The sequence below is a fragment of the Huintestinicola sp. genome (assembly GCF_050874005.1).
Taxonomy (GTDB): domain Bacteria; phylum Bacillota; class Clostridia; order Oscillospirales; family Ruminococcaceae; genus Huintestinicola.
On the sequence record NZ_JBNMJV010000016.1, the window covers coordinates 1 to 26084 of the forward strand.

The window sequence follows — 26084 nt, forward strand, 5'->3', positions numbered from 1 at the left end:
GACCTATTGCGCTTGACGACGACCTCTATACTAGTTTCAATCACCTTGCGGTGGCGGGGGTGGGTTAGAGTAGAAAGCATAAATTTTATCACAGGATGAAAGCAGAAGCAGCGTTTCAATCACCTTGCGGTGGCGGGGGTGGGTTAGAGAGGTACTTACAAAAAGTAACGTATCTGCGTGGTTTTCGGAGTGCCAAAGTCCGAAAATCACCCAAAATATTGTGAACAGAATGTAAATACAGTTCCACCTCACAAATATATTATACAGCATAATTTTACGTTTGTCAAGGCTTTATTCTAAAAAAAATATGCCCTCGAACCGAGAGCATTAAGATTATAATTCAGTTTTCCGTTCATCTATTTTCAGCTCCTTTCAGAACATAGTTATGTCCGCATTTCCATGATGTACCATAAGATGACATTCGTGACAGAGAGTAATAATGTTATCGGGATCGGAAGCACCGTTTTCATACGAATACTCAAACAGATGATGTCCTTCCACTCTTTCAGTGCTTCCGCAGATCTGACAGGTGTATCCGTCCCTTTCTTTTGCTATTTTTCTTGCAGTAACATCTTTTGCGGGTCTGTGCTGACTCATATAAACAACCTCTTTTCTAAAAATATTTTCGTAGTTTTATCCGATCATTTCGGTTATTCATCTGCGGAAAATGCCCGGGTACATTTTTCCGCAGATGAACCTGCCGATCAACCGAATAATCCACTGAGCAGGCTTTTTCCTAATCCGATTATTCCGCCGATGATTCCACCTCCTATCTTTCCGATTATTCCTCCGACTGTTCCGAAGCAGCTGCCGATTTCCTCACCTATCTCACTTCCTTCCCTTGCGCTGCCTACTATGGATTCGAGCATTGAGGAGCGGACAATTTCCTTGTAGTCGTCAAGCCTGTCATCGTGTTTCCACATTTCGGGTTCCTTGTTGATGTTGTCGGCATAGCAGATCCTTTTCTCGCTGGGGGTGTTTGTCACGATATAGCTCAGGAGCTTGGAAAGATTGTAGGGCGGCTGCTGGGGTAAGCCTTCTTCCTTATATCCTGCGCAGTAATAAATGGGTTCCACTGTTACACCTGTTGCTTCGTAAATCCTGCGTTTAACCGACTCGGCTTTTTCTTTCAGGAAATCCTCAAGTGGCTTTTCGGGTCTGTTTTCCTCTGCGTTCCAGTATCTGCCCTTCATTGCCATATCTGCCTGATTTATTGCCACGAGTATTCTGTTTGTCATGCCTTTTCCGATGTTGGGGATTATTACTTCATTGATCAGCTGGTATGATGTTCCAAGGTCTCTCGAACCGCCGTCGAGTATTACAAGAACAATGTCTATCAGAGGGTTTCCGTCCTTGTCAAGCTCATTGAGCTTTCGGATAATGTTCTGTGCATGGCGGTTGTCTGCTTCCTTTCCGTCTCCGAGACCCGGGCTGTCCCATAGGGTAAGGTTGTCGAGCTCATATTTCTCAATGGTCATTGTTTCGGGATCGGGAGATGCTCCTACCTTTGCTTTCTCAGTGTTGAACAGAGCGTTGATCGTTGAGCTTTTTCCGCAGCCTGTGCTGCCTGTGATGAGAACGTTGATCTGCTTGCCCTTTAGCTCCATGATGTTTCTGAGTGCTTCCTTCTTTTCTGCTTCGCTTGCACGGGAGTTCATAACGATGTCGGTAAGTCTATCAAATACAGATGTGTTAGTCATAATTATCATTTCCTTTCATTTTTAAAAATAGTTTTTGATTTTGGTTTGGGAGATCATCAGAATGAAAATGCGGTAAACTCTTCATCGGAGCCTTCGTTCATCTTCACCTCTGCCGCTCCCGAGCCGTATGTTATTTTAAGGGTATGATCTGTGTCAATGCCGGGGAATCCGTTTTCGTCAATGATGACAGGGATTATCTCAACTTCGCCGTTTTCCCTTTCGATGGCAATGTTATTGTTGTTTACGGAAATCACCTTGTCGCCGCTGCGGAGAATCCTGAGTGTAAGTTCAGCCATAATATTTTCCTCACTTTCATAGTTCGATTTAATTGTATTCGGTACAGATATGACAGCAGCTTATGGCGCTAAGATGTGTTTGATATTGTTTCAGAGATCAGAGCCTTATTATCTGTCCGATGTGTTGCGGAGCTTTCGGTGGCGATGCTCATTTCGTTAATCTCCATAAGGGACATAAAGCTGCAAAGAGATATTCCGAATGTGAGCTGTACCACGGAGAATAATATTGTTAGGATAATCATTGTCATATTCATCTTCCTTTCGGTTATGTATCGGAGCTTATCGTGACCTGCTTTTTTCTATCCTTTTTCGTGAACCTCCTCCCAGAAATCTTCCCTTGTCAGTTGTATTGCAGGTAATGCCGTGTCCTCTGCCCTGGGGTGCTATGAGAGCCTTCTGTTCCTGAATTGCGCCTGTCAGTCTCGCTGCTTCCGAGGGTGTGAGGTTGTCGATGACTGCAACTACCGATTTGTTTCTTTCCATAGATCATTCCTCCTGTTCGGGTTTACTTTCTTTTAACGGTTGTGATAACGTCGATAGCAAATTCAATTGCCAGACCTGCGATGCGAAGAATTTTTACAGCCATAAGCTCACTTCCTTTCATTTTATAGACAATCGGGCGAAGCGGGAATTAAGTTTTTCCTCCCTCATTTTACGATTCTTATGATTTCGATTGCCAGGTCAATGCCGAGCCTTGCCAACTGTAATATTTTTATTGCCATATTAACACTTCCTTTCACTTTATAGACAATCGGGCGAAGCGGGAATTAAGTTTTTCCTCCTTTTTATTTTACAATTTTGATGATGTTGATTGCCAGATCAAGTCCGAACCTTGCCACCTGTAAGATCTTTATTATCATAAGAACACTTCCTTTCATTTGATAGACATCGTGGAAAACGGGAAATAAAGTTTTTTATAATCTTTTTCTCATACCGCCTTTCTTATATTTATAAGACATATGGAAATCGCTGAAATTAAGATTTTTCATTATCATTTTTCATACCGCCTTTCTGTTAAATAAACACATTGTGATTTGTGAGATTAAGATTTTTCCGAGAAGTTTTTTATGAGATATATCTGTACTTGCCGGGAATGCTGTCAATGATTAGATTCATAAGCCCTTTCAGATTCCATTTGTATTCAGCCGAAAAGCATATGGGTCTTTTTATTTTCAGCTCCGCAGAGTCTTTGATCCTTTCCTGCACGCTTTTTGCTTTATTCTCCAGAAAATCATTCAGAACACCGTCGGGCTTCTTGACATTCCAATGGCTGCCCTTCATAGCAATATCTGCCTGATTTACTGCCACAATAATTCTTTTTGTCGGGAAATTGGGGATTATCACATCATTCAGCAGACGGAAGGTTGTTCCCATATCCCTGGCAGAGCCTTCGATAATTACAAGCACCATATCAATTATGCCGATATTTCTTCCTGTGAACTTATCCCTGCGACTCATTTTCAGAGCTTCGGTTATCATTTGACTGTGCTTTTTATCATTAACGATACTGTCTCCAAGACCCGGGCTGTCCCAGAGGGTGATAAATTCATTGAAGCGGTGGGAAGTGATGGCCATTGTCTCGGGGTCGGTGCCTGTTCCCGCCTTTGCAGTGCCTTCTCCGATAAGCGCATTGAGGGTCGAGGATTTTCCTGCGCCTGTTGCGCCTACAATGAGGACGTTGACGGGGTCATTCCGATAAGATACCTTATTGCTGAGCTGACCGAATCTGTACTGCTTTATGTTTTTTTTTCTTTGCATTAGCCATGATCGTTTCTCCTTTCGGGATAGGTTTGTTTTGTCCTCTGTCTGAGAAACGATTCGGGCAGCGGGAAATTAAGTTTTTTTATAATTTTTTTCGGCACAAAAAAATCCGTCTCCCGGAAATGGTAAAGACGGATTTATATGTTACGATATTGAAAATAAAAACACTCCTCCCATGTTAAATGAGAGGAGTGTTTTAATCCACCTTTCGGTGGCGGGGGTGGGTTAGAGCAACGGAAAACTTTTGACATTTCAGCGGAAAAGTGATGTTTCAATCACCTTTCGGTGGCGGGGATGGGTTAGAGGGGAAAGAATTTGATACGTACAAAGTTGGAACCTTGTTTCAATCACCTTTCGGTGGCGGGGGTGGGTTAGAGAAGTATGACCTTGCCAAGACTACATACGAACGGTATCTGTTTCAATCACCTTGCGGTGGCGGGGGTGGGTTAGAGCCGATGATAAGTCGGTCTTAGTGTCAGCGGTCATCGCGACGTTTCAATCACCTTGCGGTGGCGGGGGTGGGTTAGAGGGGTACTTACACAAAACAACGTATCTGCGTGGCTTTCGGGGTGTCAAACCGGGAAAATCGCCCGAAACATTGTGAACAGAATGTAAATACTGTCCCACCTCATGATTTTATTATACAGCAAAGATCTGCATTTGTCAAGAGTTTTTTCGGAAATAATGGTATGAAAATAAGCTAAATAATCAAATTTCAGAAAAATCTATTGCCAAATTTGTATAAATATGCTATAATAATCATAATTGTAAATAATGATTTATCGGAGGAAAGCTATGCTCACAGGAGAACTCAAAAACAAGATAAACGCCATATGGGAAATGTTCTGGACGGGCGGAACCACAAACCCCCTAAGCGTAGTTGAACAGCTTACATATCTCATGTTCATACACGACCTTGACGCAGCGGACACACAGAAGGCAAAGAGCAGCGCAATGCTTGAACTGCCCTACAAAAGCATATTCGAGGGACACGAGGAATACAGATGGTCTGTGTTCCGTGATTTTCCTGCGGAAAAAATGTATGAGCTTATGCAGAACGAGATATTCCCGTTTATAATCAATCTTCACGGCAATAAGGAAAGCGCATATTCCAAATATATGAGCAATGCGAAATTCGAGGTTCAGAAGCCCCAGCTGCTTTCAAAAATCGTCGATGGTCTTGACAGCGTATATACCGATATGGCAAAGAGCATTGAACCCGACACCAAGGGCGATATCTATGAATATCTTCTTTCAAAGCTTGGTCAGGCAGGCGTAAACGGTCAGTTCCGCACACCTCGTCACATTATCCGAATGATGGTGGAGCTGCTTGACCCCAAGCCAGACGATACGATCTGCGACCCCGCTTGCGGAACATCGGGATTTCTCGTATCGGCAGGGGAGTATCTCAAGGAGAAATATCACGACGATATTTTCTACAGCAAGGATAACAAGGCTCATTATAATAACACCATGTTCTACGGCTATGACACAGATCAGACAATGCTTCGTGTGGGCGCAATGAACATGATGACCCACGGAATAGAAAATCCCAATATCGAATACAAGGACAGCCTTTCGGATATGAACACCGACACGGGCAGATACTCGATAATCCTTGCAAACCCTCCCTTCAAGGGCAGCCTTGACAATGACACAGTGTCCGCCGATCTTGTAAAGGTGTGCAAGACCAAGAAAACCGAGCTGCTGTTCATTGCCCTGTTCCTGCGAATGCTCAAGGTAGGCGGAAGATGTGCCTGCATAGTTCCCGACGGCGTGCTTTTCGGTTCATCGACTGCTCACAAGGCTATCCGCAAGGAGATAATCGAGGGAAACCGCCTTGAAGCTGTTATTTCAATGCCCAGCGGCGTATTCAAGCCCTATGCGGGCGTTTCAACGGGAATACTTATCTTTACAAAGACGGGTCATGGCGGCACCGATAAGGTGTGGTTCTACGATATGCAGGCGGACGGCTTCAGCCTTGATGACAAGCGCAACGAGGTTGCAGAGAATGATATTCCCGACATTATCGCACGTTTCAAGAACCTTGCAGCCGAAGAAAGTCGTGAACGGACAGACAAATCGTTTTTTGTACCTAAGCAGGAAATTGTTGACAACGGTTACGACCTTTCTATCAACAAGTACAAGAGAACCGAGTATGTGGCTGTGGAGTATCCCTCTACGCAGGAGATCATGACCGAGCTTCACGAGATCGAGATGGAGATTAGGGAAGCTATGGCGGAGTTGGAGGGGTTGTTGAATGGGTAAGTGGGAAAATGTGAAGTTAAGTGATATTGGAAAGATTATTACCGGAAATACTCCTAAAACTTCAGAACCTGAAAACTATGTATCTGATGATATTCCATTCATAAAACCCAGCGATTTTTCTGATGATAGCTTAGAAATTTGTAATACTGAATTCTATATTGCCGAAGCGGCTCGAAAAAAAGCAAGAATAATAGCTCCAGAAACTATAGTTGTAACTTGTATAGGCATAATAGGAAAAACAGCTATTATTGCAAACGAAAGTGCATTTAATCAACAGATTAATGCTATTGAAGTGAATGAGAAAGCACATAATAGGTTTGTCGCATATGCTATTGCATCACAAAGAGAATATCTCCAAGAGTTCGCCAATGCTGCTGTTGTTCCTATTTTGAATAAGACAGATTTCTCTAATATTCAAATTCCGTTACCACCTTTATTCGAACAGAAGAAAATCGCCGCAACTCTCGACAAAGTAACCGACCTTATAAACTTACGCAAGAAAGAGCTTGAAAAGCTTGATCTGCTTGTCAAATCCCGATTTGTGGAGATGTTTGGGGATCCAGTTGAGAATTCAATGAATTGGAATAGAAAACCAATGGACGAAGTTGCACCCTCAATACCATATAAAGAAAAAATTGATGGAAAAGTATGGTTATTAAATCTTGATATGGTTGAACCGAATACAGGAAGAATTATAGAATATTTTTATGTTGATAGGTCTGAGGTTGGAAATTCTACAAGTGCGTTTGATGAAGGAAACGTTTTATATTCCAAATTGCGCCCATATTTGAACAAGGTTGTTATTCCAAACTGCAAAGGATATGCGACAACAGAACTTGTTCCACTAAGACCAAACAGTTCACTTAACAGAGAATTTTTGGCATTTCTACTTAGAAGTGACAGCTTTGTTTCATATATAAATGAAAAGGTTGCAGGTGCAAAAATGCCGAGAGTTTCGATGGGTGATTTTAGAGAATTCAAATGTATTCTACCGCCTCTCAATCTTCAAACTCAATTTGCCAACTTCGTAAAACAGACTGACAAATCAAAAAATGCGGTAAAAAAATCTCTTGAAAAGCTCGAAACGCTGAAAAAAGCACTAATGCAGGAGTATTTCGGGTAATAATATATAGGAGGTTACTCAAAATGACCAACTTTGATTTCCTCACAACAGAAAAAGACTTCAATACCTTCTCCGAAGCCGCAGTAAAGGCAGAAATGCTGTATAATATCGACCTGCCCTCATGCGTGCTTGCAGTAAGAAGAGCGGCGGAGTTTGCTGTCAAGTGGATGTATTCGGTGGATTCCGACCTGAAGCTGCCCTTCAATCAGAATCTTGTCAGCCTTATTAACACAGCCGAGTTCAAGGATATCGTGGGCGCCGATAACTGCAAGCGCCTTGATTTCATACGCCTTGCGGGAAATAATGCCGCTCACAACGCAAAGAAGATAACTCCCGAGCAGGCGGCGGTTGCCCTTGAGGATCTTTTCTATTTCCTTGACTGCGTGGCATATCTCTATGCCGAGGAATACACCGAGCAGACCTTTGATCCCGAGCTTCTGAAACAGACCGCATCAGCCGCACCCAAGCCCGACAAACCCGAATTAGACATTGAAAAGCTTATGGCGGAGAATGCCGCTCTGAAAGCCGAGCTTACCGAAAAGCGCAAGGCACAGGAGCAGACATATACACCCAAGCCCCTTGACATGACCGAGTATCAGACCCGCAAGGTCTATATTGACGTTATGCTTACCGATGCAGGCTGGGAGGAGAAACGTGACTGGGTAAACGAATACGAGCTTGAGGGTATGCCAAACGCAAGCGAAAAGGGCTATGCGGATTATGTCCTTTTCGGTGATGACGGCAGACCTCTGGCAGTTGTTGAGGCAAAGCGCACCTGTAAGGACGTGGCAGTGGGCAGACAGCAGGCAAAGCTGTACGCAGATATTATCGAAAAGAAATTCGGCAGAAGACCTGTTATTTTCCTCACAAACGGCTTTGATACAAGAATTATCGAGCCAAATTATCCCGAGCGCAGGGTAAGCGGCATATACTCCAAGCGTGACCTTGAAAAGCTCTTCAATAAAATGACCATGCGGACAAAGCTTGATAATGCCCGCATCAGCGACGATATTTCGGGACGTTATTATCAGAAGGAAGCAGTCAGGGCAGTATGCACTACCTTTGACAAGGAGAACCGCCGCAAGGCACTGCTTGTAATGGCAACAGGCTCCGGAAAGACAAGAACGGTCATTTCCCTTGTAGATGTGCTGCTCCGTCATGGCTGGGTGAAGAATGTGCTGTTCCTTGCGGACAGAAACAGCCTTGTTACACAGGCGAAGCGTGCTTTTGTGAATCTTCTTCCCGAGCTTTCTGTGGTGAATCTCTGCGAGGACAAGGAGAACTGCAACGCAAGAGGCGTTTTCTCCACCTATCAGACCATGATGAACTGCATTGATACCGCTAAGGACGAGAACGGCGGCAGGCTTTACACGATCGGTCATTTCGACCTTATCATCTGCGACGAGGCGCACCGAAGCATTTATAATAAATACAAGGATATCTTTGAATATTTTGACGCACATCTTGTAGGTCTTACAGCCACCCCAAGAGACGAGATCGACAAGAATACATATGGCATTTTCGAGCTGCAAAGCGGTATTCCCACCTATGCCTATGAGCTTGCACAGGCAGTTAAGGACGGTTATCTTGTGGATTTTATATCCGTTGAAACCAAGCTCAAGCTTATGACTGAGGGCATTGTGTATGACGAGCTTTCCGAAGCCGAAAAGGAGGAATACGAGGATAATTTCGTTGACGAGAACGGCGAAATGCCCGACTCCATTGACAGCTCTGCCCTTAACGAGAAAATATTTAACAAGGACACGATCCGTCAGGTGCTGAGCATTCTTATGGAAAAGGGGATTCGCATTGATTATGGCAACAAAATCGGCAAGACGATTATTTTCGCCAAGAATCACCGCCATGCAGAAAAAATATACGATGTATTCAACGAGGAATATCCCAATCTGCCGGGATTCTGCAAGGTTATCGACAACTACACCAATTATGCCCAGTCCTTGATAGATGAATTTTCCGACCCGAAGAAAATGCCGCAGATAGTTGTATCGGTGGATATGATGGATACGGGCATAGATGTTCCCGAGGTCGTGAACCTTGTGTTCTTCAAGAAGGTTATGAGCAAGGCAAAATTCTGGCAGATGATAGGCAGAGGAACACGTCTTTGCAAGGGGCTGCTAGACGGCAAGGACAAGGAAGGCTTCTACATATTTGACTTCTGCGGAAATTTCGAGTTTTTCCGCATTAACGGCAAGGGCAGAGATGTTCCCACAACACTTTCTGTGCAGGAGCATATTTTCAATCTCAAGAATAACATCATCTACAAAATGCAGGACATCCGTTTTCAGACAGATGAGCAGAAGGCTTTCAGAGATACTCTTGTAAATGAACAGCTTGAGAAAATACTTGAGCTTTCGGCAATGAGGGACAATTTTACCGTTAAGCTTCATCTGAAATATATCGACCTTTATTCCGACAGGAAAAGCTTTGAAGCCCTTACTCCAATGGACCTGAAACATCTTGAGGAAGAGGTCGCTCCGCTGATACAGCCTTATGATGATGAGATATCTGCTGTCAGATTTGATGCTCTGATGTATGCCATAGAGCTGGGATTTGTGGCTCAGAACAAGTACAGCAGAGGCTTCAGAGAGCTTAAGGGCAAGCTGAAAGCAGTTTCAAAGGTTTCGACGATACCTGCGGTTGCCGAGCAGAAAGATTTTATATCGCAGCTCCTAAATACCGATTATCTTGAGAGGGCGGAGCTTTGCGAGTTTGAGCTTATCAGGCAGAAAATAAGGGATCTAATAAAGTTTATCCCTGCCTCCGAGGACAGGATCTACAACACCGATTTTTCCGATGATATTCTTTCCATAGAAGAGCATGAGTCAAACCTTGAAAACGATGACCTGCAGGATTACAAAATGAAGGTCAATTACTATATCAGGGAGCATATGGACAATGCTGTCATTGCCAAGCTGCACACCAATCAGCCCCTGACTGAGGAGGACATTCACGCTCTTGAGAAGATACTCTGGTCCGATGTTGGAACAAAGGACGATTATGAAAAGGAATATCATGACAAGCCGCTGGGTGAGCTGGTCCGTGAGATAGTGGGGCTTGATATGAACTCTGCAAAGGAGGCTTTTTCAAAGTATCTGAATGATGTAAACCTTGATGAAAGGCAGATATACTTTGTGAATCAGATTGTGAATTATATCGTCAAAAACGGTATGATGAAGGACTTTTCCGTATTGCAGGAATCACCGTTTACCGATAAGGGCGATATCACCGAGGTGTTTACCGACATGGTGATCTGGAGTGATATCCGCAATATCATCAAGCTTATAAATGCTAATGCTGTGGGCGTTGCATAGTGAATTTCCCGATACTTCCGGATAATGGCAGTATCGGGAATTACTTTCGATAAAATTCGACAGTATATGATTTTAGACGAATAAATTGTATGAGCACCTTTAGGCTTTGGGCAATATTACTGCTGTATCGTCTGTATAAATATTTTCTCAATATTGCATTTTGCAATGCGTATCTGTCTCCCTGCTCTGACGGCAGGGAGCTTTCCCGATTTTATCATCTTGTAGACGGTAGCCTTGCAGACTCTGAGATACTCAGCCGCTTCGGATGGTGTCATAAATTCGGTGTCATTCATTGGTACTGCTCCTTTCTATGCCGAAAATTGTATGTATCCCCGGCAGAATGTCGGCATTGTAAGTCATTGCTTCGGGGAGTGCAATGGGATTTATGTTAAGATCACGCATATGCTCTTTCGCATAGCGCAGCTTTGCATTGCTTTTAAGCTTATTGTCTATTATAAACATCAGTTCATTGTAAGTTCCCACCTTAATGCTCATTGACAGCAGCCATAATAATCTTCTGCCGATTTTGCCCGTAATTCCTTTTTCTTCAATAAGCTTTTCCGCAGAGGAGTATTTGTAAAAGTCTCCCGCAACGACCTTGTGACTGACAAAAGTTTTCAGATATCTTTCAGAGTTACGGGTGATGTATCCAATAAGCTCAAAAATATCATCGGAACCAAGCGCAGCTGCTGCTTCACGAATTTTTCTGTGCATCAGAGCAAGCTCAAAGCGCAGTAAGCCGAACGGGTATGGCTTATTTTCAAAATGTTTTTTATCAATAAGGTCATACAGCTTGTCATAGACTGTGAATGAGTAAAAGCACTTGTTTGTTATTCTGAAGCAGTGCTTTGCATTATTGTCGGGCTTTTCATCTTCATCGCCATATTCGCAATTGCGATAAAAGCCATGGGTATCGGCAGAATTATTCAGCCGAATTGCTCTGCTCACAAGCCTGATATATTCAGAGGTAAGCTCCGATGAAGCAGTGACAAAATCCACTGTGCAGTCAATCCTTGTGAGCTGAAAGCGTGACAGACCAAATTCATTTCCGAGATATTCTCTCAGTGAATTATCAAGCCTTGTGCGTAGGTGTTCTATATCTGCGCATGTCATAATATGGCATGGATCGTTATCGCCAAGCAGCTGAGAAGGATTTACGATAACGGTGAGATATGGGGGATTGCCGTAATTCTTGTAAAGATTGATACGCAGTCCGCTGTTCTTTTCCGTAATCACTATGTAGCGGTTATTGTCTTTGTCCGTATAGGATATTTTTTCGATACGGTCACGGATAGTGCGATAGTCGTTCTTGTTCAGATGAACGATCTTCATCTCAAATGTGTGTACACCGAAGCCTTGTTCGGATAATTCAATTAGTTTTGACATAAAATCAACTCCTAAAAATTATTTTACTCTAATGTTATGTATTCGAGTAAAAAAATACGCAGCCGCAGATTATCAACAATACTTTAATACAATATAATGCTATCGGGAACATCCGTATAGAATCATGCATATATGTATGGACCTTTATCATCTTCTCCTTATAGAGGATCAATTGACTTGGTATATCAATACTTCCTGTTCTCTATCGCTAATACTATTTACATAGTGAGTCTTGTCAATACTATAATAAATATGAATATACTAAACCATATAAAATAGCATAAAATTACCCACATAATATAAGGTAACAGAAATACGGGGCAGAGTAGTGAAATAATGTAGTTGACGTAAACCGAAAAACGTCATAATATATTTGTCTTGCAAAAAATAAAGGCACTTTGCAGTCAGTGAAAACTGTAAAGTGCCTTTTCCTTGTAAAACGGAAAAAAGAAGCTGCAGCATACGAAAACTGCAGCAGCCTCTGTTTTTAGCTTGCGATACTATGATCATGGTCATTTGAAGTGATCATGGGTTCGGTATTATCCTCAAGGATCTTTTCCTTAATTTTTCGGACACAAATATCCGTTAATGTTTCGGAGATGATCTTATATGTATTTTCTTCAGAATTGGGATTGTGAAAATGAATGTCCAGCTTTTTTGCTGCCATAAACTAATCACCCTTTCAATAGAATATAATGCAGCGGAGTTAACAATTATTCCTTCCGTATGCATTATTCCTATGTAGGATATATGATTAAAATTTATGCGAGTACGGTGATCTTCATAACGATCCGGTTCGTTGATAGTCTGTTATAGTGCTGTCTGTGATAGGTATGAGGGTCATAGCAGGGCAGTGTGTATGCAAGGCATATCCCAGTAATTACAGGGGGGTAAATCTGAGATGCCTGGTTGGACTAGTGTGGATTTTTTGATTATATTAGAAGATACAATTAAAAAAATAATGACGTTTTGACGTATTTTGAAAACTAATAATCAGAAGCTTATTATTCTATTGACTTTTTTGTTTTAATGTGATAATATGATAATATACGAAATTTGTTGCTGTTATTTTTTCGGAAAGGGGCTGATTTAATGTCAAAAATCAGGTATGATGTTTTCGGGAATTACGATGAACATTTTTCAGCGTGCGAGCAATGTTCAACTCTCATGAAACAAATTAAAAACAGCTATATAGCGAAAGTGTTAAAAAATTACGAACATTTCTTTCGGGGCGAAGAGGAACAGAACAGGTTCCCATATGTGATAAAGCTTGAAATTGACAATACTGTTTATTGGTCAAAAATTACACTAACGGAGTCGGGTAAAAACAAAATAACGAGTAATAGTGAAATCAAGAAGCTGCGGAGCGGAGACGATGTTTTAGAATGCAGAATAAATATACTGTTTTCGTCTGAAATTATAGAGATGAACGAACTGAAGATTGATGGTTGGTTTATTTATAAGGATAAAAAATTCGAATGCAGTCAGACATTGAAATTTGACTTTACGAATAATAACAAATTACGGACTCTCGGATTTCCTATTGCATCGACATACACTGCCGGCTTTTCAGATCAGAATGGTGAGACAACCGATGTTAGTATTGATATTGTCAGCGAGGTAGTAGACGAATTACATATTATGAATATAAATGATGAGTTGCAGGAAAATTTTTTGAAAAGCGGATTTGCTATAAATTCTGTTTGCACAGGCTGGCATAAATTTTTTGGTCAATATCGTTATATATCTCCTAAATATTTCAGCACTGTTGCGGAGACAATGGTTTCGGATAACGCAGTTCTGACGGGTGAAGCATTGACAAAAGACATTTATAAGTCGCTGCAGCAAATCTGTATGACGGATTACAATATACTGTTATTCTGCTATTCTTTATATGCCTTAGGAAAGAGCCTGTTGAAAGGAACAAAGAAAAATCCGATTGCTCTCAATATTATGACGGACTGCAATACACATGATGAATCGATAAAAATAGCTCGAAAATTACTCTTCCCTGTTTCACTTTCATATCAGGATGACTTGAGCGAGCATTTCTGCAACAATTCAAAATTCACTCCTAAGAAATATCTTAGCAAGACTGTTTCAGGATTCCGTAGGGATGAAATAGCATCAAAAATACATATGGGTCGGTTTCGTGACATAACTATTGTATCGGCAGGCAAACACGTTAGAAACAAGTATAATAAAAAGCCTGATTTTGAGAAGTGCACGATCAGTAATGAGATGCTTCAAAATAAACTTGTTTCACAACGAGCACATGTGTTTTTTAATCTTGATAATAAATGTTCGGACTTAATCCAGTATGAACCTTGCGGTTGGGAAATAAGGCAATACAGAACAGACAGTGATTATGACAATTTATCCCGGAGTTCTATGCTACTCGTAAATAATATGATTTTGTTTATGGAAAATGATATAAATGATTGGACACTTAGAATCAAAAATAATCTAAAATCTGTACACAATAAAATTGTTTTTGAGATTAACACCGGTTATTTTAAAAACTTTATTATGCAGTTCATTATCGATTGTCTGGATCAAATTGATAGCATTGATGAAAAAGTTGATTTCCTTCAAAAGGTGCGTTATCAGGATATTGAGGATGTTTATACTTCTGAATTGGTAAGCAATGATTTTGAAAATATGCAACAAAGGGAACTTGATGAAGCACTTGATGATATGGAAATCGATTTTATAGTAAATGTCATGGATAACAGCAAACACAGGGGAGAAGCCAAAAGGACTTACGGGCAGATTATTGACGATATTGGATATCGCCTGCTTTTTGATGAGGCTGAAGAATGGAAGAGCTTTGAAGAATTGAATAGAAAAAAACAGCATGAGAGGATAAAAGAGGTAATCAGGCACGATAGTTTGTTGAAGGATTATTTATATGACATAACAGATGTTTGGTTTAATCAATATTTGACAAGACTTCTGAACAGAATGTATTCATTTACAGAAAATGTTATTCCAAATAAGATTAGTGATTTTAAAAGAAAGGCAAATGAAGAATTAAAAAAGAGAACAAATCTTTCGCCTGAAAAGTGCAATCATCTACGTAACTTATACTCAATGTGCCTATATTTTAACGAGTTTATAAATAAAGAGCATCCGCAGTGCTCGGGATTATGTGACAGTATGCTTGAGCGGTTGCTCAAGGTAATTGATTATTCCGAAAGGAACGATCAACACCTTACAGATGTGAAGAAAACAGCAGAATTGCTGGGGGAATTTATCTATGAGAGCGGACAATTATCCTTAGAAAAAGCGGGTGGTGATATTAATGACTCGCCGCTATATTTCAGCGATGGCAAGGGAGGATTATGCAAGGAAATTGCGGGTTTGTACAAAACAAGAAATAAACAGCTTTGCTATTTCAATGGCGGTGATACAATGGACAACGCCTTTAGAGACTATCTTGCAGTTAAGGGATATGCTACCGAAATAACAGTAAAAAGATGTGTAAGTGATATCTTTGTGCCTGAAAAAATTGTTTGCACTTATAAATCACGTTTCAGCTGCGAAGTTACGGTAAATCAAAAATCACAATATGCATATAAATTTTATATGGAAAAGCTAAAGGGATTCTGTCATATTCCTGATGAATACAAACCACTTTCTGTATCAGATATTAGCCCTAATAACCTCGATACCTACAAGCCGCTTACAGTATCAGATTTGTAATAATGTCGGCTTGACAGCAAAAATAATATGTGATAAAATTATTAAAAGACCTGATGAAACGGGGTGACAGAATGGAATACCTGCTGATGAATAAAGACAAAGCCGTGCTGTCTCTTGCAATGGAAGACGGAATGATAATCTCGGTCAATGAGATTTTCAGCGCAGAATATATGCCTGTGGGTATATATTCTGATAAAAAAAAGGAGCTGACATCTGCACTGAGAAAATGGTGGGCAGGCAGGCGTATTCCCGCAAGCCGTATCAGCTTCACAGAAGAGCTTGCAGCTATCAGCAAATATTTTGATACTCCCGATGATCTGGCATACCTTTCCGAAAAGTGTATGGGGCTTTCCTTGTCCGATCAGTACTGGATAAATCCCATAGATTCACCGCTAAAGTGGTCTGACATCAACTTCTTTGAGAATGATTTTTCGGAGGATATGGGAAAGATACTTTTTGACAATGCTAAGATAGACGATCCCGATATGATGTCCCCGGATAATACCTCGGACGGTAATCTTCGGAAAAAGTGGAAAATAATCAACGGTAAACGCTGTCTTATCAAGGGATATACGCTGCCATATAAGCAGGAACCCTTTAACGAGAAGATTGCGTCTGTCATATGCAGGGAATTGGGGATTAAGTCATATGTACCATACAGCCTCATTTTTGAGAACAATGAGCCTGCCTGTGTATGCGATAATTTTATTACTCCCGAAACCGAATTTGTCCCTGCCAGCTCGGTAATGAGCCTTAAAAAGCGTGACTCAAATACTTCTCTGTACAATCATTATATCAATATCTGCCGGGATATTGGCGTTACGGAAATTTCAGACAGAATTGACGAAATGCTGGTTCTGGATTTCCTTATCGGAAACTATGACAGGCATTTCAGAAATTTCGGGCTTATCCGCAACGTTGAAACGCTTGAATTTGTTGGAGCCGCTCCTATTTTTGATAATGGAACAAGTCTGAAATTCAATACAGAAACGAATAATATATTTATCGAACCCGAGTATATGCTAAAATCAAAGCCGTTCAAGAGCACACATCACGAACAGATAAGGCTTGTCAGAAATCCTGAACGCTTCAAAATATCGGGATTATGGAATTGTACCGATGAAATTCGTGATATACTGGAAACAGGCGGCGTGATATCAGCAAAACGTGTTGATTTTCTTTGTGATTTCGTTAATCAGAGGATAACAGCACTTGATACTGCCTTTTCAAAAAAATAAATTGAAAATACCCGATATCCTGCCATTTCATACGGATATCGGGTATAATGGATTTATCAAATAATTCTACTCTTTTCTGAGATTTTTCGTCAACGATTTTCTTATAATGAATAAGTGATATTTTGTGATAATGTTTATAAAACTTGACAAAATGCATTGTTTAGTATATAATAATATACATTAGATTAAAAAGAAGGTGGTAACATGAGTAAAAAAAGAGTTGTTATAATGCCTAAAACTGAAGAAATATTAAATACTATGGGAGAGCAGATCAAACTCGCAAGACTAAGACGTAAGCTATCAGCAGAACTTGTTGCGGAACGAGCGGGAATCAGTCGTGCTACACTATGGCAGGTCGAAAAAGGTTCACCTTCGGTAGCAATTGGAATATATGCGGCAGTTCTTCATGCACTTAATAATATGGACAAAGATCTTCTGCTCATTGCAAAAGATGATGAACTCGGCAGAAAGCTGCAGGACTTAGATTTACCTGTAAGAAAAAGGGCACCAAAGAAAGGTGAGTAGCTGTTATGAAGGATTCGGAAAAAACAATCTATGTATATCAGTCATGGGATACAGAGAAGCCGATGCTTATCGGTAAGCTGTATTCAAGTGCAAACAAAGGGAAAGAACTATTCTGCTTTGAATACGATAAAATATGGCTCAAAGACTCTCCGTATGGGTTTTCGCTTGATCCCGATCTGTATTTATACGAAGGAAGACAATTTGTGCCGAATGAAAAGCCATTATTCGGTATTTTTTCAGATTCGTGCCCTGACCGCTGGGGCAGATTGCTTATGAAAAGACGGGAAGCAATAACCGCAAGAAAAGAAGACCGCAAACCGAAAGCACTGACAGAGAGTGATTATCTGCTTGGTGTATATGATGAATCACGTATGGGAGGATTAAGATTTTCGGAATGTGAGAACGGACCTTTTCTTTCTGATGATAAACAGCTTGCAACACCACCATGGACTTCACTTTGTGAGCTTGAATCTGCATCATTGAATTTTGAGAAGAACGAAAAAGGTGAGGAAAAATGGCTTAAAATGCTTCTTGCACCCGGTTCATCACTTGGCGGAGCAAGACCTAAAGCAACTGTTCAGGCACCTGACAAAACATTATGGATCGCAAAGTTTCCATCAAAGCACGATGAATGGGATTCCGGTGCATGGGAAATGGTAACACACGATCTTGCAGCTATGTGCGGACTTGATGTTCCCGAAGCAAAAATCGAAACATTTTCAAAAACGGGCAGTACATTTCTCGTAAAGCGTTTTGACAGGAATAATGATAAAAGGATACATTTCAGCTCAGCTATGACATTGCTCAGAAAGACAGATGGTGCTTCAGGCACAGATGGTTTGGGATATTCGGATATCGCAGATTTCATAAAGGCAAACGGCTCATCTCCCAAAGCAGATCTTGCAGAGCTTTGGAAAAGAATTGTGTTCAATATGGCTGTATCAAACACTGACGATCACCTTCGCAACCATGCATTTATTCTTACAAAAAATGGATGGAAGCTATCTCCTCTTTTTGATGTGAACCCTAATATTTACGGCGATCAGCTTTCTTTGAATGTATCAGATAGTGACAGTTCCATTGATTTTGAACTTGCTGAATGCTGTGCGGAGTATTATGGAATAGATAGATTGAGTGCGAAACAGGAAATAGAAAATATCGTTACCATAGTCAATGATAACTGGAAAAAGAAAGCCGCTGATTACGGACTCGGAAGAAGTGCAGTCACTCACATGGAGCCTGCTTTTGATATGAAGATGAAGAATGCATATTGATTTTTCTGAAATAGAATATCGTATAACTGATTTTTATGAGAATATAGTTTAATGGATACATCAAATAAACGAAAGGAGCCCCCAAAATGAACATAGCCGCCTACTGTCGTGTATCAACGGATAAATCCGACCAGCTTAACAGTCTGGAAGCGCAAAAGGGATTTTTCTGTGAGTTTGCGGAAAAGAATAACCATAATCTTGTTCGTGTATATGCCGATGAGGGCATTTCGGGAACCAAGGTCAGAAACCGACACGAATTTCAGCAGCTTATGAAGGACGCAAAAACGGGTATGTTTGAAATGGTGGTCGTAAAGGATATTTCCCGATTTGCAAGAAATACCGTTGATTTTCTCCAGAGCATAAGGAAGCTGAAGGAGCTTGAGATCGAAACTGTTTTCCTTACATCAAATCAGAAGGTGCTCGGCAGCTCTGAGTTTGTTCTTACCATATTTGCGGCGCTTGCACAGGAGGAGTCGGCAAATACCTCAAAGAGAATCAAGTTCGGAAAGCGTATCAATGCTGAACGAGGAAGAGTTCCCAATATCGTTTACGGATATGATAAAACTATCGGAGATTATTTTAACCTGTCTGTCAATGAACGTGAGGCTGAGGTAGTAAGACAGATTTTCAAAATGTATCTTGAGGAAGGCTATGGCGCATCAAAAATTGCCTCAATTCTCAATGAACGTGAACTTAGAACCAAACGAGGCAGCCAGTGGTCACAGGGAGGAATTTGCAGGATACTGACAAATCCTATCTATACAGGCAGAGTAGTAAACGGACGTGAAGAGGTCAAGGATTTTCTGACAGGGGAGCGGAGTAAGAAAGAGCAATCCGAGTGGCTTGTTTCCGAGCACCCCGAAATGCGGATAATTGAAGATGATGTTTTTAACAGGGCACAAAAGCTGTTGTCAAGCAGACATGAGGCTTTTCACATAAGCCATGAACGTCAGAGTAACAGGCATCTGTTCAGCACCCTTATAAGGTGCAGCGAGTGCGGGTATTCATTCAGACGGTCTGTGTATCGTGGCGAGGTCAGATGGGTATGCAGCGGAAGAAACAGCAAGGGCACAGGAAGCTGTGAAAACCGTACCATTATAAAAGAGCAGCAGCTCATTGACGCACTTCGGGAATATTTCAGCGCAGTGATATCAAATAAGGCTGATTTTGCGAAGAACGTTGCCGAAAGCTTCCGTAAGCAGTATAACGATGTAAATCCCGACAGCGGGAATTATGACGAACTGAAAAAGAAGCTTGCAAAGCTTGAGAATACAGCTCAGAAATATATGGATATGTACGTTGACGAGCTTATTTCAAGAGAAAAACTTAATGAAAAGCTTGGTTCCGTAAACAGCGAGATAGAAGCAGTAAAGAATGATCTGAAAATGATCGAAAATAAAGTCAATAAATCCGAAAGGCTTGAGGATATAATTTCCGATACTGTGAAGTCCATGGAATCATCGGCAGATCTATGCTCAATGACAAATGCGGAACTGAAAAAAATCGTCAATAAAATTACGGTTGACAAGGACGGAAAGATCGACGTTTATCTCAATTTAATGGACGATCTGGGGCTCTCGGAAGATTTTCGGGTTTGTACCGACCATACATAAAGACCTCACCGAAAAACTTCCTCACATAAGCTTGGGGCTTTATAATGAAGTTAAAAAGGTTCTGGAAACAAATAAAAGAGAGCGTCACATTCGTGGAGGAATGGCAACCAAGCATAAATATGAAGAACTGCACAGGAAAAACAAGTAAATAAAAACATCTGTCTCTGTTTTGCAAGAACAAAATAGCAAAGCGGAGGCAGAAAAATCGAACGGCAGTCATATGCTGAAACAAATTAAAATAATTATTATAAAAATGTTAAAAATATGCTTTCCCTATTCCTATGAATTTGAAAATGTGCTATAATATAGATTAAATACGTCGGAGAGTTTTTTATTAAGGGACAGCTGTTCTGTTCTGCTGCGTTAAGGGGCTTCGGCGTGAGAAAAATACATTTAGCATTTGAAAAATAGGAGAGCTTGAAGGTAATGAGTGATTTCATTAAGGTTAAGAGAGCCGTTTTGAACAAGTATTTTGAACGTATGAACGATATGCAGCGGGAGGCGGTGTTTTCTCTGAACGGTCCTGTGCTTATTCTCGCAGGCGCAGGAAGCGGAAAAACTACTGTTCTTGTGAACCGTATTGCAAATATGATACTTTTCGGAAACGCTTATGCGGATGAAAGCAGCTATGCTGCTCTTTCTGATGATGATATGGCTTTCCTTGAAAACTATGACGGCGACCGTTCTGAGGAGACTGTTTCCCGCCTTGCGGATATCATTTCCGTTGATCCCGTCAAGCCGTGGAATATCCTTGCCATTACATTTACAAACAAGGCGGCTAACGAGCTGAAACAGAGACTTTCTGATATGCTCGGAGAAGAAACGGGAAGCAGGATAAACGCTTCCACATTCCACTCCGCCTGCGTCCGTATTCTCCGCAGGGAGATCGAAAAGCTGGGATATTCACGAAGCTTCACCATATACGACAGTGATGACAGCCAGCGCCTTATCAAGACAAGTATGGACGCACTTGATATTTCAGACAAGGCTATTCACCCCAAGGCAGTTGCCGCCGTTATTTCCGCCTGCAAGGATAAGCTTATTACTCCCCAGCAATTCGAGGAGGAAGCGGCAGGAGATTACAAGAAACTTACTGTATCAAAGATATATAAGGAATACCAGTCACGTCTCCGCAGCGCCGATGCTCTGGATTTTGACGATATTATTATGCTGACCGTTCAGCTTTTTGAGCAGGAACCCGATGTTCTTGACCATTACAGAAATCTTTACAAATATATAATGGTGGATGAATATCAGGATACCAATATGGCTCAGTACCGACTTGTTGCACTTCTTGCAGATAAGTATAAAAATCTGTGTGTTGTAGGCGATGACGATCAGTCAATTTACCGCTTCAGAGGAGCCACTATCGAAAATATCCTTTCATTTGAAGAGCAGTTCGAGGGCTGCAAGGTCATAAAGCTTGAGCAGAATTACCGTTCCACACAAGTGATACTTGATGCCGCAAACTCGGTCATTGCAAACAATACGGGCAGAAAGCCCAAGGCGCTCTGGACAGACGTTAAGGACGGAGACAAGATCACCGTCTACAAGGCTTCCGACGAAGCAGCAGAGTCCAAATATGTGGCAAATATTATCCTTGACGGGGTTAAGGACGGCAGGTCGTACAAGGATTACGCTATCCTTTACAGAATGAACGCCCAGTCAAACTCTCTTGAAAAGGCCTTTACCGCAAGCGGCATACCCTACAGAGTTATCGGCGGTATGAGATTTTATGACCGCAAGGAAATAAAGGATATTATTGCATATCTTTCTGTTATCAACAATCCCAACGATATGCTCAGATTTAAGAGGATAGTAAACGAGCCTAAGAGAGGTATCGGAGACAGCACTCTTTCAATGATCGAGCAGATATCCATAGACCTGAAGCGTCCTCCTGTTGAGGTCATGAAGGACTCCGAGACCTATGCGCCTCTCAGCAAAAAATCCGCTTCACTTGTCAAAACTGCGGATATGTTCATTTCTCTGTCGGAAGCAGCTAATGAAATGACTTTGGAAGAGCTTTTCGATACTGTAGTTGATAAGACAGGCTACGGCGCAATGCTCAGAGCCCAGGGCGACGAGGGACTTGCACGCCTTGAGAATATTGAGGAGCTTAAATCCAACATTGTTGCCTTTATGGAGGCAAAGGAGGAAGCGGGAGAGCCTGCGGAGCTTTCCGATTTTCTTGAAGAAATTTCCCTCTTTACCGATGTGGATAAGCTGGACGCAGATGCAGACGCCGTTTGTATGATGACGATGCATTCCGCAAAGGGACTGGAGTTTCCTGTTGTTTTCATAGTAGGTATGGAGGACGGTATCTTCCCCGGACTTCGCAGCCTTGACAATCCCGAGGATCTTGAAGAAGAACGCCGCCTTGCATATGTGGGCATAACACGTGCAAAGGAAAAGCTGTACATCACCCACGCTCAGCAGAGAATGCTGTTCGGCTCCACTCAGCGCAATTTCCAGTCCAAATTCATAAAGGAGATAGACAAGGACTGCATTGAGCGCATTGACGGAACGGTCAAGACCACCAAGAAGGTCGATGACGGAATTACCGCTCCCGTTCACGCATACACTCTCCAAAGCCAGCTTGCAAACAAAAAGATAGAAGAGGCAAAGAAAAACGCCGCAGTTTCGTATGGAGTGGGCGACAGAGTAAAGCACAACACCTTTGGTGAGGGAACCATTGTCTCAATGAAGCCTATGGGCAACGACCACCTGCTTGAGATAGCCTTTGATACGGTGGGCACCAAGAAAATTATGGCAAATTTTGCAAAGATAATAAAAATATCCTGATAAAAATTCAAGCTGCTTCCGGAAATTTTCGGGAGCAGCTTGTTTTAAAAAGAGATGTAAGGAAGTGGGGAAATGCCAAAAGCAGTAATATTCATAGGCGTGCAGGCAAGCGGCAAGACAAGCTATTACAACAGCTTTTTCAGCGATTATGAACATATAAGCCTTGACGAGATGAAAACACGCAATAAGGAATACAAGCTTCTGCAGAAGTGCATAGCTTCCGGCAGTGATTTTGTGTCCGACAATACAAATCCAACGCCCGAGGACAGAAAAAGATACATAGATATGGCTTCATCGGCAGGATATAAGATAACGGGCTATTATTTCTGTTCGGAGATAGAAAAATGCATTGCACGAAACAGGGCAAGAGCGGGTAAAAGCCGTGTTCCCGATGTGGCAGTTGCAGCTACTCACAGAAAGCTTGTGATACCGTCAATGTCAGAGGGCTTTGACAGGCTTTATTATGTGAGGCTGACAGAAAATGGCTTTATTACAGAGGAATGGAGGGATAACGATGGAGTTTGAAGCCTTTGACAGAAAAATGAGAGCTTTGGAAAAAGCTTTTGACAGCTATATTGACCCCCATATGCTTCTCTGCGCCAGACTTGACGGACGGGGCTTTTCAAATCTCACCGAAAAAAATTTCATCAAGCCGTATGATGAGCGATTTTACAGATATATGACAGAAACTGTCAGGCACCTTATGTCCTGCGGATTCAATATTATTGCAGGCTATACCCAGAGCGATGAAATATCCCTGCTTTTTCACCCTGCCGACAACACCTACAACCGCAAGACAAGAAAGCTGATATCCGTTCTTGCAGGCGAAGCAAGCGGCTTTTTCTCCATAAAGCTGGGCGCTCCCGTGTCCTTTGACTGCCGTCTGATACCTATGGAAGATAAGAAAGCAGTCAAGGATTATTTCTCCTGGAGACAGACCGATCTTCTGAGAAATTCACTTGATTCCTGCTGTTATTATGTCCTGCTCGGTGACGGTATGGATTATCTTTCCGCCACCAAGACTCTTGAAGGGCAGGACGTTCCCTTTAAGACAGAGCTTTTGGCTTCTTACGGCATTGATTATAATTCGCTCCCATCGTGGCAGAGATACGGTGCAGTCCTCCATTATGAACAAATCGAAAAAACAGGAACAAACCGAAAAACAGGTGAGCCTGTGAAGTTTTGCCGAAGGGAGCTTGTACTGAACGAAAACCTGCCTGCGGGAGAAAAATTCGGAGAATATATTCTGTCTCTTATGAACAGCGCTCTTTCCCAAGCATAAACATCATCTCAGCCACAGCAGCCTCGGCAGTCATTTCGCCGCCTGACATAACGCCAAGCCTTGCGGCACTTACACCAACCTCGTAAATGCTCATATCAACGCCTTCGTGAAGACATTGGGATATGAGCATTATTTTTATGCCCTTTCCTGCGGCATATGCGATACCGTCAAGCAGTCGGTGAGGGATTCCGCCTGTTCCGTAGCCCTCGATAACGATACCCCGGACACCTCTGTCAACAGCATATGAAAAAATGCTTATGTCTGTCCCCGGGGTGAGCTTTATGAGCATAACATTTTCGTCGAAATCGTCATTGAAGCTGTATTCGCCCGAATTATGGGGAATGTCATTTAACAGAAGCGCCCCGTCCTTTATTATACCCGCATATTCTCGTGAACTGATAAAGGCATTGTCGCTGTGGGTATATTCTTTGTGAGCCAAATCTCCTCGTATAAGCTTGTCTCCGAACAGAAGATATACATCGTTCAAAGAACTGTTCAGAGCGGCATTCAGAGAATTGAAAAGATTTGCTTTTCCGTCGGAATTGTCCGAATAAAATGGTCTCTGCGCCCCTGTGATGATAACGGGTACGGGAGGAGAAACGAGCATTTTCCGAAGCATCGCCGAGGTGTATGCCATTGTGTCCGTGCCGTGTGTAATGATAATACCGTCAAAGCCGTCTTGTATAGCTTTATATGCCGAAAGTCCGATTTTTCTTATATCCTCGCAGGATATGTCCGAACTGTCAATGTTAATTATACATTCGGGAAAAATTTTCGCTCCCGTTTCGGGAATGTTCGTGAGCATATCCCTCATCTGTTCCTCGGCGGCGGCAGGGGAGAGACCGTTTTCGGTGGGGACGCAGGATATTGTCCCGCCTGTGGCAAACCATTTTATCTTTTTCAAAATATCACTTCCTGATTTACTGATAAATATATTATACCGCAAAATCGTCCGAATGTAAATGTTATATTTTTCGCAGACGTGTAAACAATAGCCTTGAGGTGATATTTTTATGAAGGACAAAACAAAAATGGGGCTTCTCGGAGCTCTGACAGGAATTGCAAACGGATTTTTCGGCTCGGGCGGCGGTATAATTGCCGTACCTATGCTCAAAAAGGCTGGATATGAGCCTAAAAAAGCACACGCAGGTTCACTTGCCCTGACATTGCCCCTGTCCGCTGTCTCGACGCTTTTTTATCTTGGAAACGGCAGCTTTGATTATTTGGGCGCACTAAAACTGATACCATTCGGACTTGCAGGTGCGGTCATTGGGACCTTTCTGATGAAAAGGATATCCGTAAGAATTCTCTCGGGTATATTCGGTCTGCTCCTTGTTATCGCAGGCGTGAGGAATTTGTTTCTATGACAGCGCTCACGTGGATAGCCGCATTTTTTACGGGGCTGCTTGCTTCTCTGGGAGTGGGCGGAGGAATGGTGCTTATCATATGGCTAACGGCGATAATGGGAATGTCACAGCTTGAGTCGCAGGGGATAAATCTGCTATTCTTTCTTCCCATAGCTCTTCTGTCAGTTATCATACACCGTAAAAACGGACTGATAAGCTTTAAAGAGCTTGTCCCCTCTGTTCTCACGGGAATATTGGGAGCGGCGGCAGGCTCATTTGCGGCAAAGCTTATGGGTTCGGAGCTTTTAGGAAAAATATTTGCAGTCTTTATTCTTATCATCGGAGTCAAAGAGCTCCTTTCGGCAGTTTTTGGCAATAATCGGGAATAGGGCTTGCTTTTGGCTAAGTATTGTGCTATAATAATTAAGTATGA

Annotated in this window: 24 protein-coding genes and 1 CRISPR repeat array; of the genes, 14 read left to right on the forward strand and 10 right to left on the reverse strand. The window is 41.9% G+C overall.

Translation table 11 applies throughout. The features are described from left to right. Positions 1–372 precede the first annotated feature (372 nt). From ACR0QN_RS07040 to ACR0QN_RS07065, 6 genes are all read right to left on the reverse strand, one after another. Entirely contained in the window at positions 373–597 is a 225-nt protein-coding gene (locus tag ACR0QN_RS07040; protein ID WP_432650492.1) for an HNH endonuclease, read from the reverse strand. A 107-nt stretch (positions 598–704) separates the two neighbouring features. Further along, entirely contained in the window at positions 705–1700 is a 996-nt protein-coding gene (locus ACR0QN_RS07045) for a GTPase family protein (RefSeq protein ID WP_432650493.1), read from the reverse strand. A gap of 56 nt (positions 1701–1756) precedes the next feature. Beyond that, positions 1757–1996 (reverse strand): hypothetical protein, encoded by a 240-nt coding sequence (locus ACR0QN_RS07050; protein ID WP_432650494.1) that lies wholly within the window; start codon positions 1994–1996, stop codon positions 1757–1759. 68 nt (positions 1997–2064) lie between these two features. Continuing rightward, positions 2065–2244 carry a hypothetical protein gene (locus tag ACR0QN_RS07055; RefSeq protein WP_432650495.1) on the reverse strand — a complete coding sequence of 60 codons (180 nt, stop codon included), beginning with the start codon at positions 2242–2244 and terminating at the stop codon, positions 2065–2067. Between the two features lie 31 nt (positions 2245–2275). After that, positions 2276–2479: a hypothetical protein gene (locus ACR0QN_RS07060; RefSeq protein ID WP_432650496.1), complete on the reverse strand. Its 204-nt coding sequence runs from the start codon at positions 2477–2479 to the stop codon at positions 2276–2278. Between the two features lie 582 nt (positions 2480–3061). Further along, entirely contained in the window at positions 3062–3754 is a 693-nt protein-coding gene (locus ACR0QN_RS07065) for a GTPase family protein (RefSeq protein WP_432650497.1), read from the reverse strand. A 197-nt stretch (positions 3755–3951) separates the two neighbouring features. After that, a CRISPR array of direct repeats spans positions 3952–4286; the repeat unit is 37 nt; unit sequence GTTTCAATCACCTTGCGGTGGCGGGGGTGGGTTAGAG. A gap of 266 nt (positions 4287–4552) precedes the next feature. Between ACR0QN_RS07065 and ACR0QN_RS07070 the strand changes: the two genes are divergently transcribed. The 3 genes from ACR0QN_RS07070 to ACR0QN_RS07080 are packed head-to-tail and all read left to right on the forward strand — an operon-like array spanning position 4553 to position 10480. Continuing rightward, the gene (locus ACR0QN_RS07070) at positions 4553–6025 is read left to right on the forward strand and encodes an N-6 DNA methylase (protein ID WP_432650498.1); all 1473 of its coding nucleotides are present in this window, start codon (positions 4553–4555) and stop codon (positions 6023–6025) included. Then, positions 6018–7148, forward strand: a complete 1131-nt coding sequence (locus ACR0QN_RS07075; RefSeq protein WP_432650499.1) for a restriction endonuclease subunit S — start codon at positions 6018–6020, stop codon at positions 7146–7148. Before ACR0QN_RS07070 ends, ACR0QN_RS07075 begins: the two co-directional genes overlap by 8 nt. Positions 7149–7171: 23 nt before the next feature. After that, on the forward strand, positions 7172–10480 hold the full coding sequence (locus ACR0QN_RS07080; protein ID WP_432650500.1) for a DEAD/DEAH box helicase family protein: 3309 nt from the start codon (positions 7172–7174) through the stop codon (positions 10478–10480). A gap of 116 nt (positions 10481–10596) precedes the next feature. On the opposite strand, the gene ACR0QN_RS07085 is transcribed toward ACR0QN_RS07080, so the two are convergent. From ACR0QN_RS07085 to ACR0QN_RS07095, 3 genes are all read right to left on the reverse strand, one after another. After that, positions 10597–10773 carry a helix-turn-helix domain-containing protein gene (locus ACR0QN_RS07085; RefSeq protein WP_432650501.1) on the reverse strand — a complete coding sequence of 59 codons (177 nt, stop codon included), beginning with the start codon at positions 10771–10773 and terminating at the stop codon, positions 10597–10599. Next, positions 10766–11866, reverse strand: coding sequence for a hypothetical protein (locus tag ACR0QN_RS07090; protein ID WP_432650502.1), 1101 nt, complete (start codon positions 11864–11866; stop codon positions 10766–10768). Before ACR0QN_RS07090 ends, ACR0QN_RS07085 begins: the two co-directional genes overlap by 8 nt. Positions 11867–12353: 487 nt before the next feature. Continuing rightward, positions 12354–12533 carry a hypothetical protein gene (locus ACR0QN_RS07095; protein WP_432650503.1) on the reverse strand — a complete coding sequence of 60 codons (180 nt, stop codon included), beginning with the start codon at positions 12531–12533 and terminating at the stop codon, positions 12354–12356. A 425-nt stretch (positions 12534–12958) separates the two neighbouring features. On the opposite strand from ACR0QN_RS07095, the gene ACR0QN_RS07100 reads away from it, so the two are divergent. The 9 genes from ACR0QN_RS07100 to ACR0QN_RS07140 all read left to right on the forward strand — a co-directional run bounded on the left by ACR0QN_RS07100 (position 12959) and on the right by ACR0QN_RS07140 (position 24305). Then, the gene (locus ACR0QN_RS07100; protein ID WP_432650504.1) at positions 12959–15571 is read left to right on the forward strand and encodes a hypothetical protein; all 2613 of its coding nucleotides are present in this window, start codon (positions 12959–12961) and stop codon (positions 15569–15571) included. Between the two features lie 86 nt (positions 15572–15657). Next, positions 15658–16809: an excisionase gene (locus ACR0QN_RS07105; RefSeq protein WP_432650505.1), complete on the forward strand. Its 1152-nt coding sequence runs from the start codon at positions 15658–15660 to the stop codon at positions 16807–16809. Positions 16810–17013: 204 nt separating this feature from the next. After that, on the forward strand, positions 17014–17334 hold the full coding sequence (locus ACR0QN_RS07110; RefSeq protein ID WP_432650506.1) for a helix-turn-helix domain-containing protein: 321 nt from the start codon (positions 17014–17016) through the stop codon (positions 17332–17334). Positions 17335–17339: 5 nt separating this feature from the next. Beyond that, positions 17340–18608, forward strand: a complete 1269-nt coding sequence (locus tag ACR0QN_RS07115) for a type II toxin-antitoxin system HipA family toxin (RefSeq protein ID WP_432650507.1) — start codon at positions 17340–17342, stop codon at positions 18606–18608. A gap of 86 nt (positions 18609–18694) precedes the next feature. Further along, positions 18695–20221, forward strand: a complete 1527-nt coding sequence (locus ACR0QN_RS07120; protein ID WP_432650508.1) for a recombinase family protein — start codon at positions 18695–18697, stop codon at positions 20219–20221. A gap of 25 nt (positions 20222–20246) precedes the next feature. Beyond that, positions 20247–20369 (forward strand): sporulation transcriptional regulator SpoIIID, encoded by a 123-nt coding sequence (locus tag ACR0QN_RS07125; RefSeq protein ID WP_432650547.1) that lies wholly within the window; start codon positions 20247–20249, stop codon positions 20367–20369. Positions 20370–20647: 278 nt separating this feature from the next. Then, the gene (locus ACR0QN_RS07130) at positions 20648–23023 is read left to right on the forward strand and encodes an ATP-dependent helicase (RefSeq protein ID WP_432650509.1); all 2376 of its coding nucleotides are present in this window, start codon (positions 20648–20650) and stop codon (positions 23021–23023) included. A 72-nt stretch (positions 23024–23095) separates the two neighbouring features. Then, complete coding sequence (locus tag ACR0QN_RS07135) at positions 23096–23548, forward strand: AAA family ATPase (RefSeq protein ID WP_432650510.1); 453 nt, start codon at positions 23096–23098, stop codon at positions 23546–23548. Next, a complete protein-coding gene (locus ACR0QN_RS07140) occupies positions 23505–24305 on the forward strand; it encodes a tRNA(His) guanylyltransferase Thg1 family protein (protein ID WP_432650511.1) in 801 nt (266 codons plus the stop codon). The genes ACR0QN_RS07135 and ACR0QN_RS07140 overlap by 44 nt, the downstream gene beginning before the upstream one ends. Here the strand turns inward: ACR0QN_RS07140 and ACR0QN_RS07145 are convergent. After that, complete coding sequence (locus ACR0QN_RS07145; protein ID WP_432650512.1) at positions 24277–25209, reverse strand: asparaginase; 933 nt, start codon at positions 25207–25209, stop codon at positions 24277–24279. The two genes, ACR0QN_RS07140 and ACR0QN_RS07145, sit on opposite strands and share 29 nt — an antisense overlap. A gap of 109 nt (positions 25210–25318) precedes the next feature. On the opposite strand from ACR0QN_RS07145, the gene ACR0QN_RS07150 reads away from it, so the two are divergent. Both ACR0QN_RS07150 and ACR0QN_RS07155 read left to right on the forward strand, forming a co-directional pair. Further along, complete coding sequence (locus ACR0QN_RS07150; protein WP_432650513.1) at positions 25319–25672, forward strand: TSUP family transporter; 354 nt, start codon at positions 25319–25321, stop codon at positions 25670–25672. Further along, complete coding sequence (locus ACR0QN_RS07155) at positions 25669–26040, forward strand: TSUP family transporter (protein WP_432650514.1); 372 nt, start codon at positions 25669–25671, stop codon at positions 26038–26040. Before ACR0QN_RS07150 ends, ACR0QN_RS07155 begins: the two co-directional genes overlap by 4 nt. Positions 26041–26084: the final 44 nt, after the last annotated feature.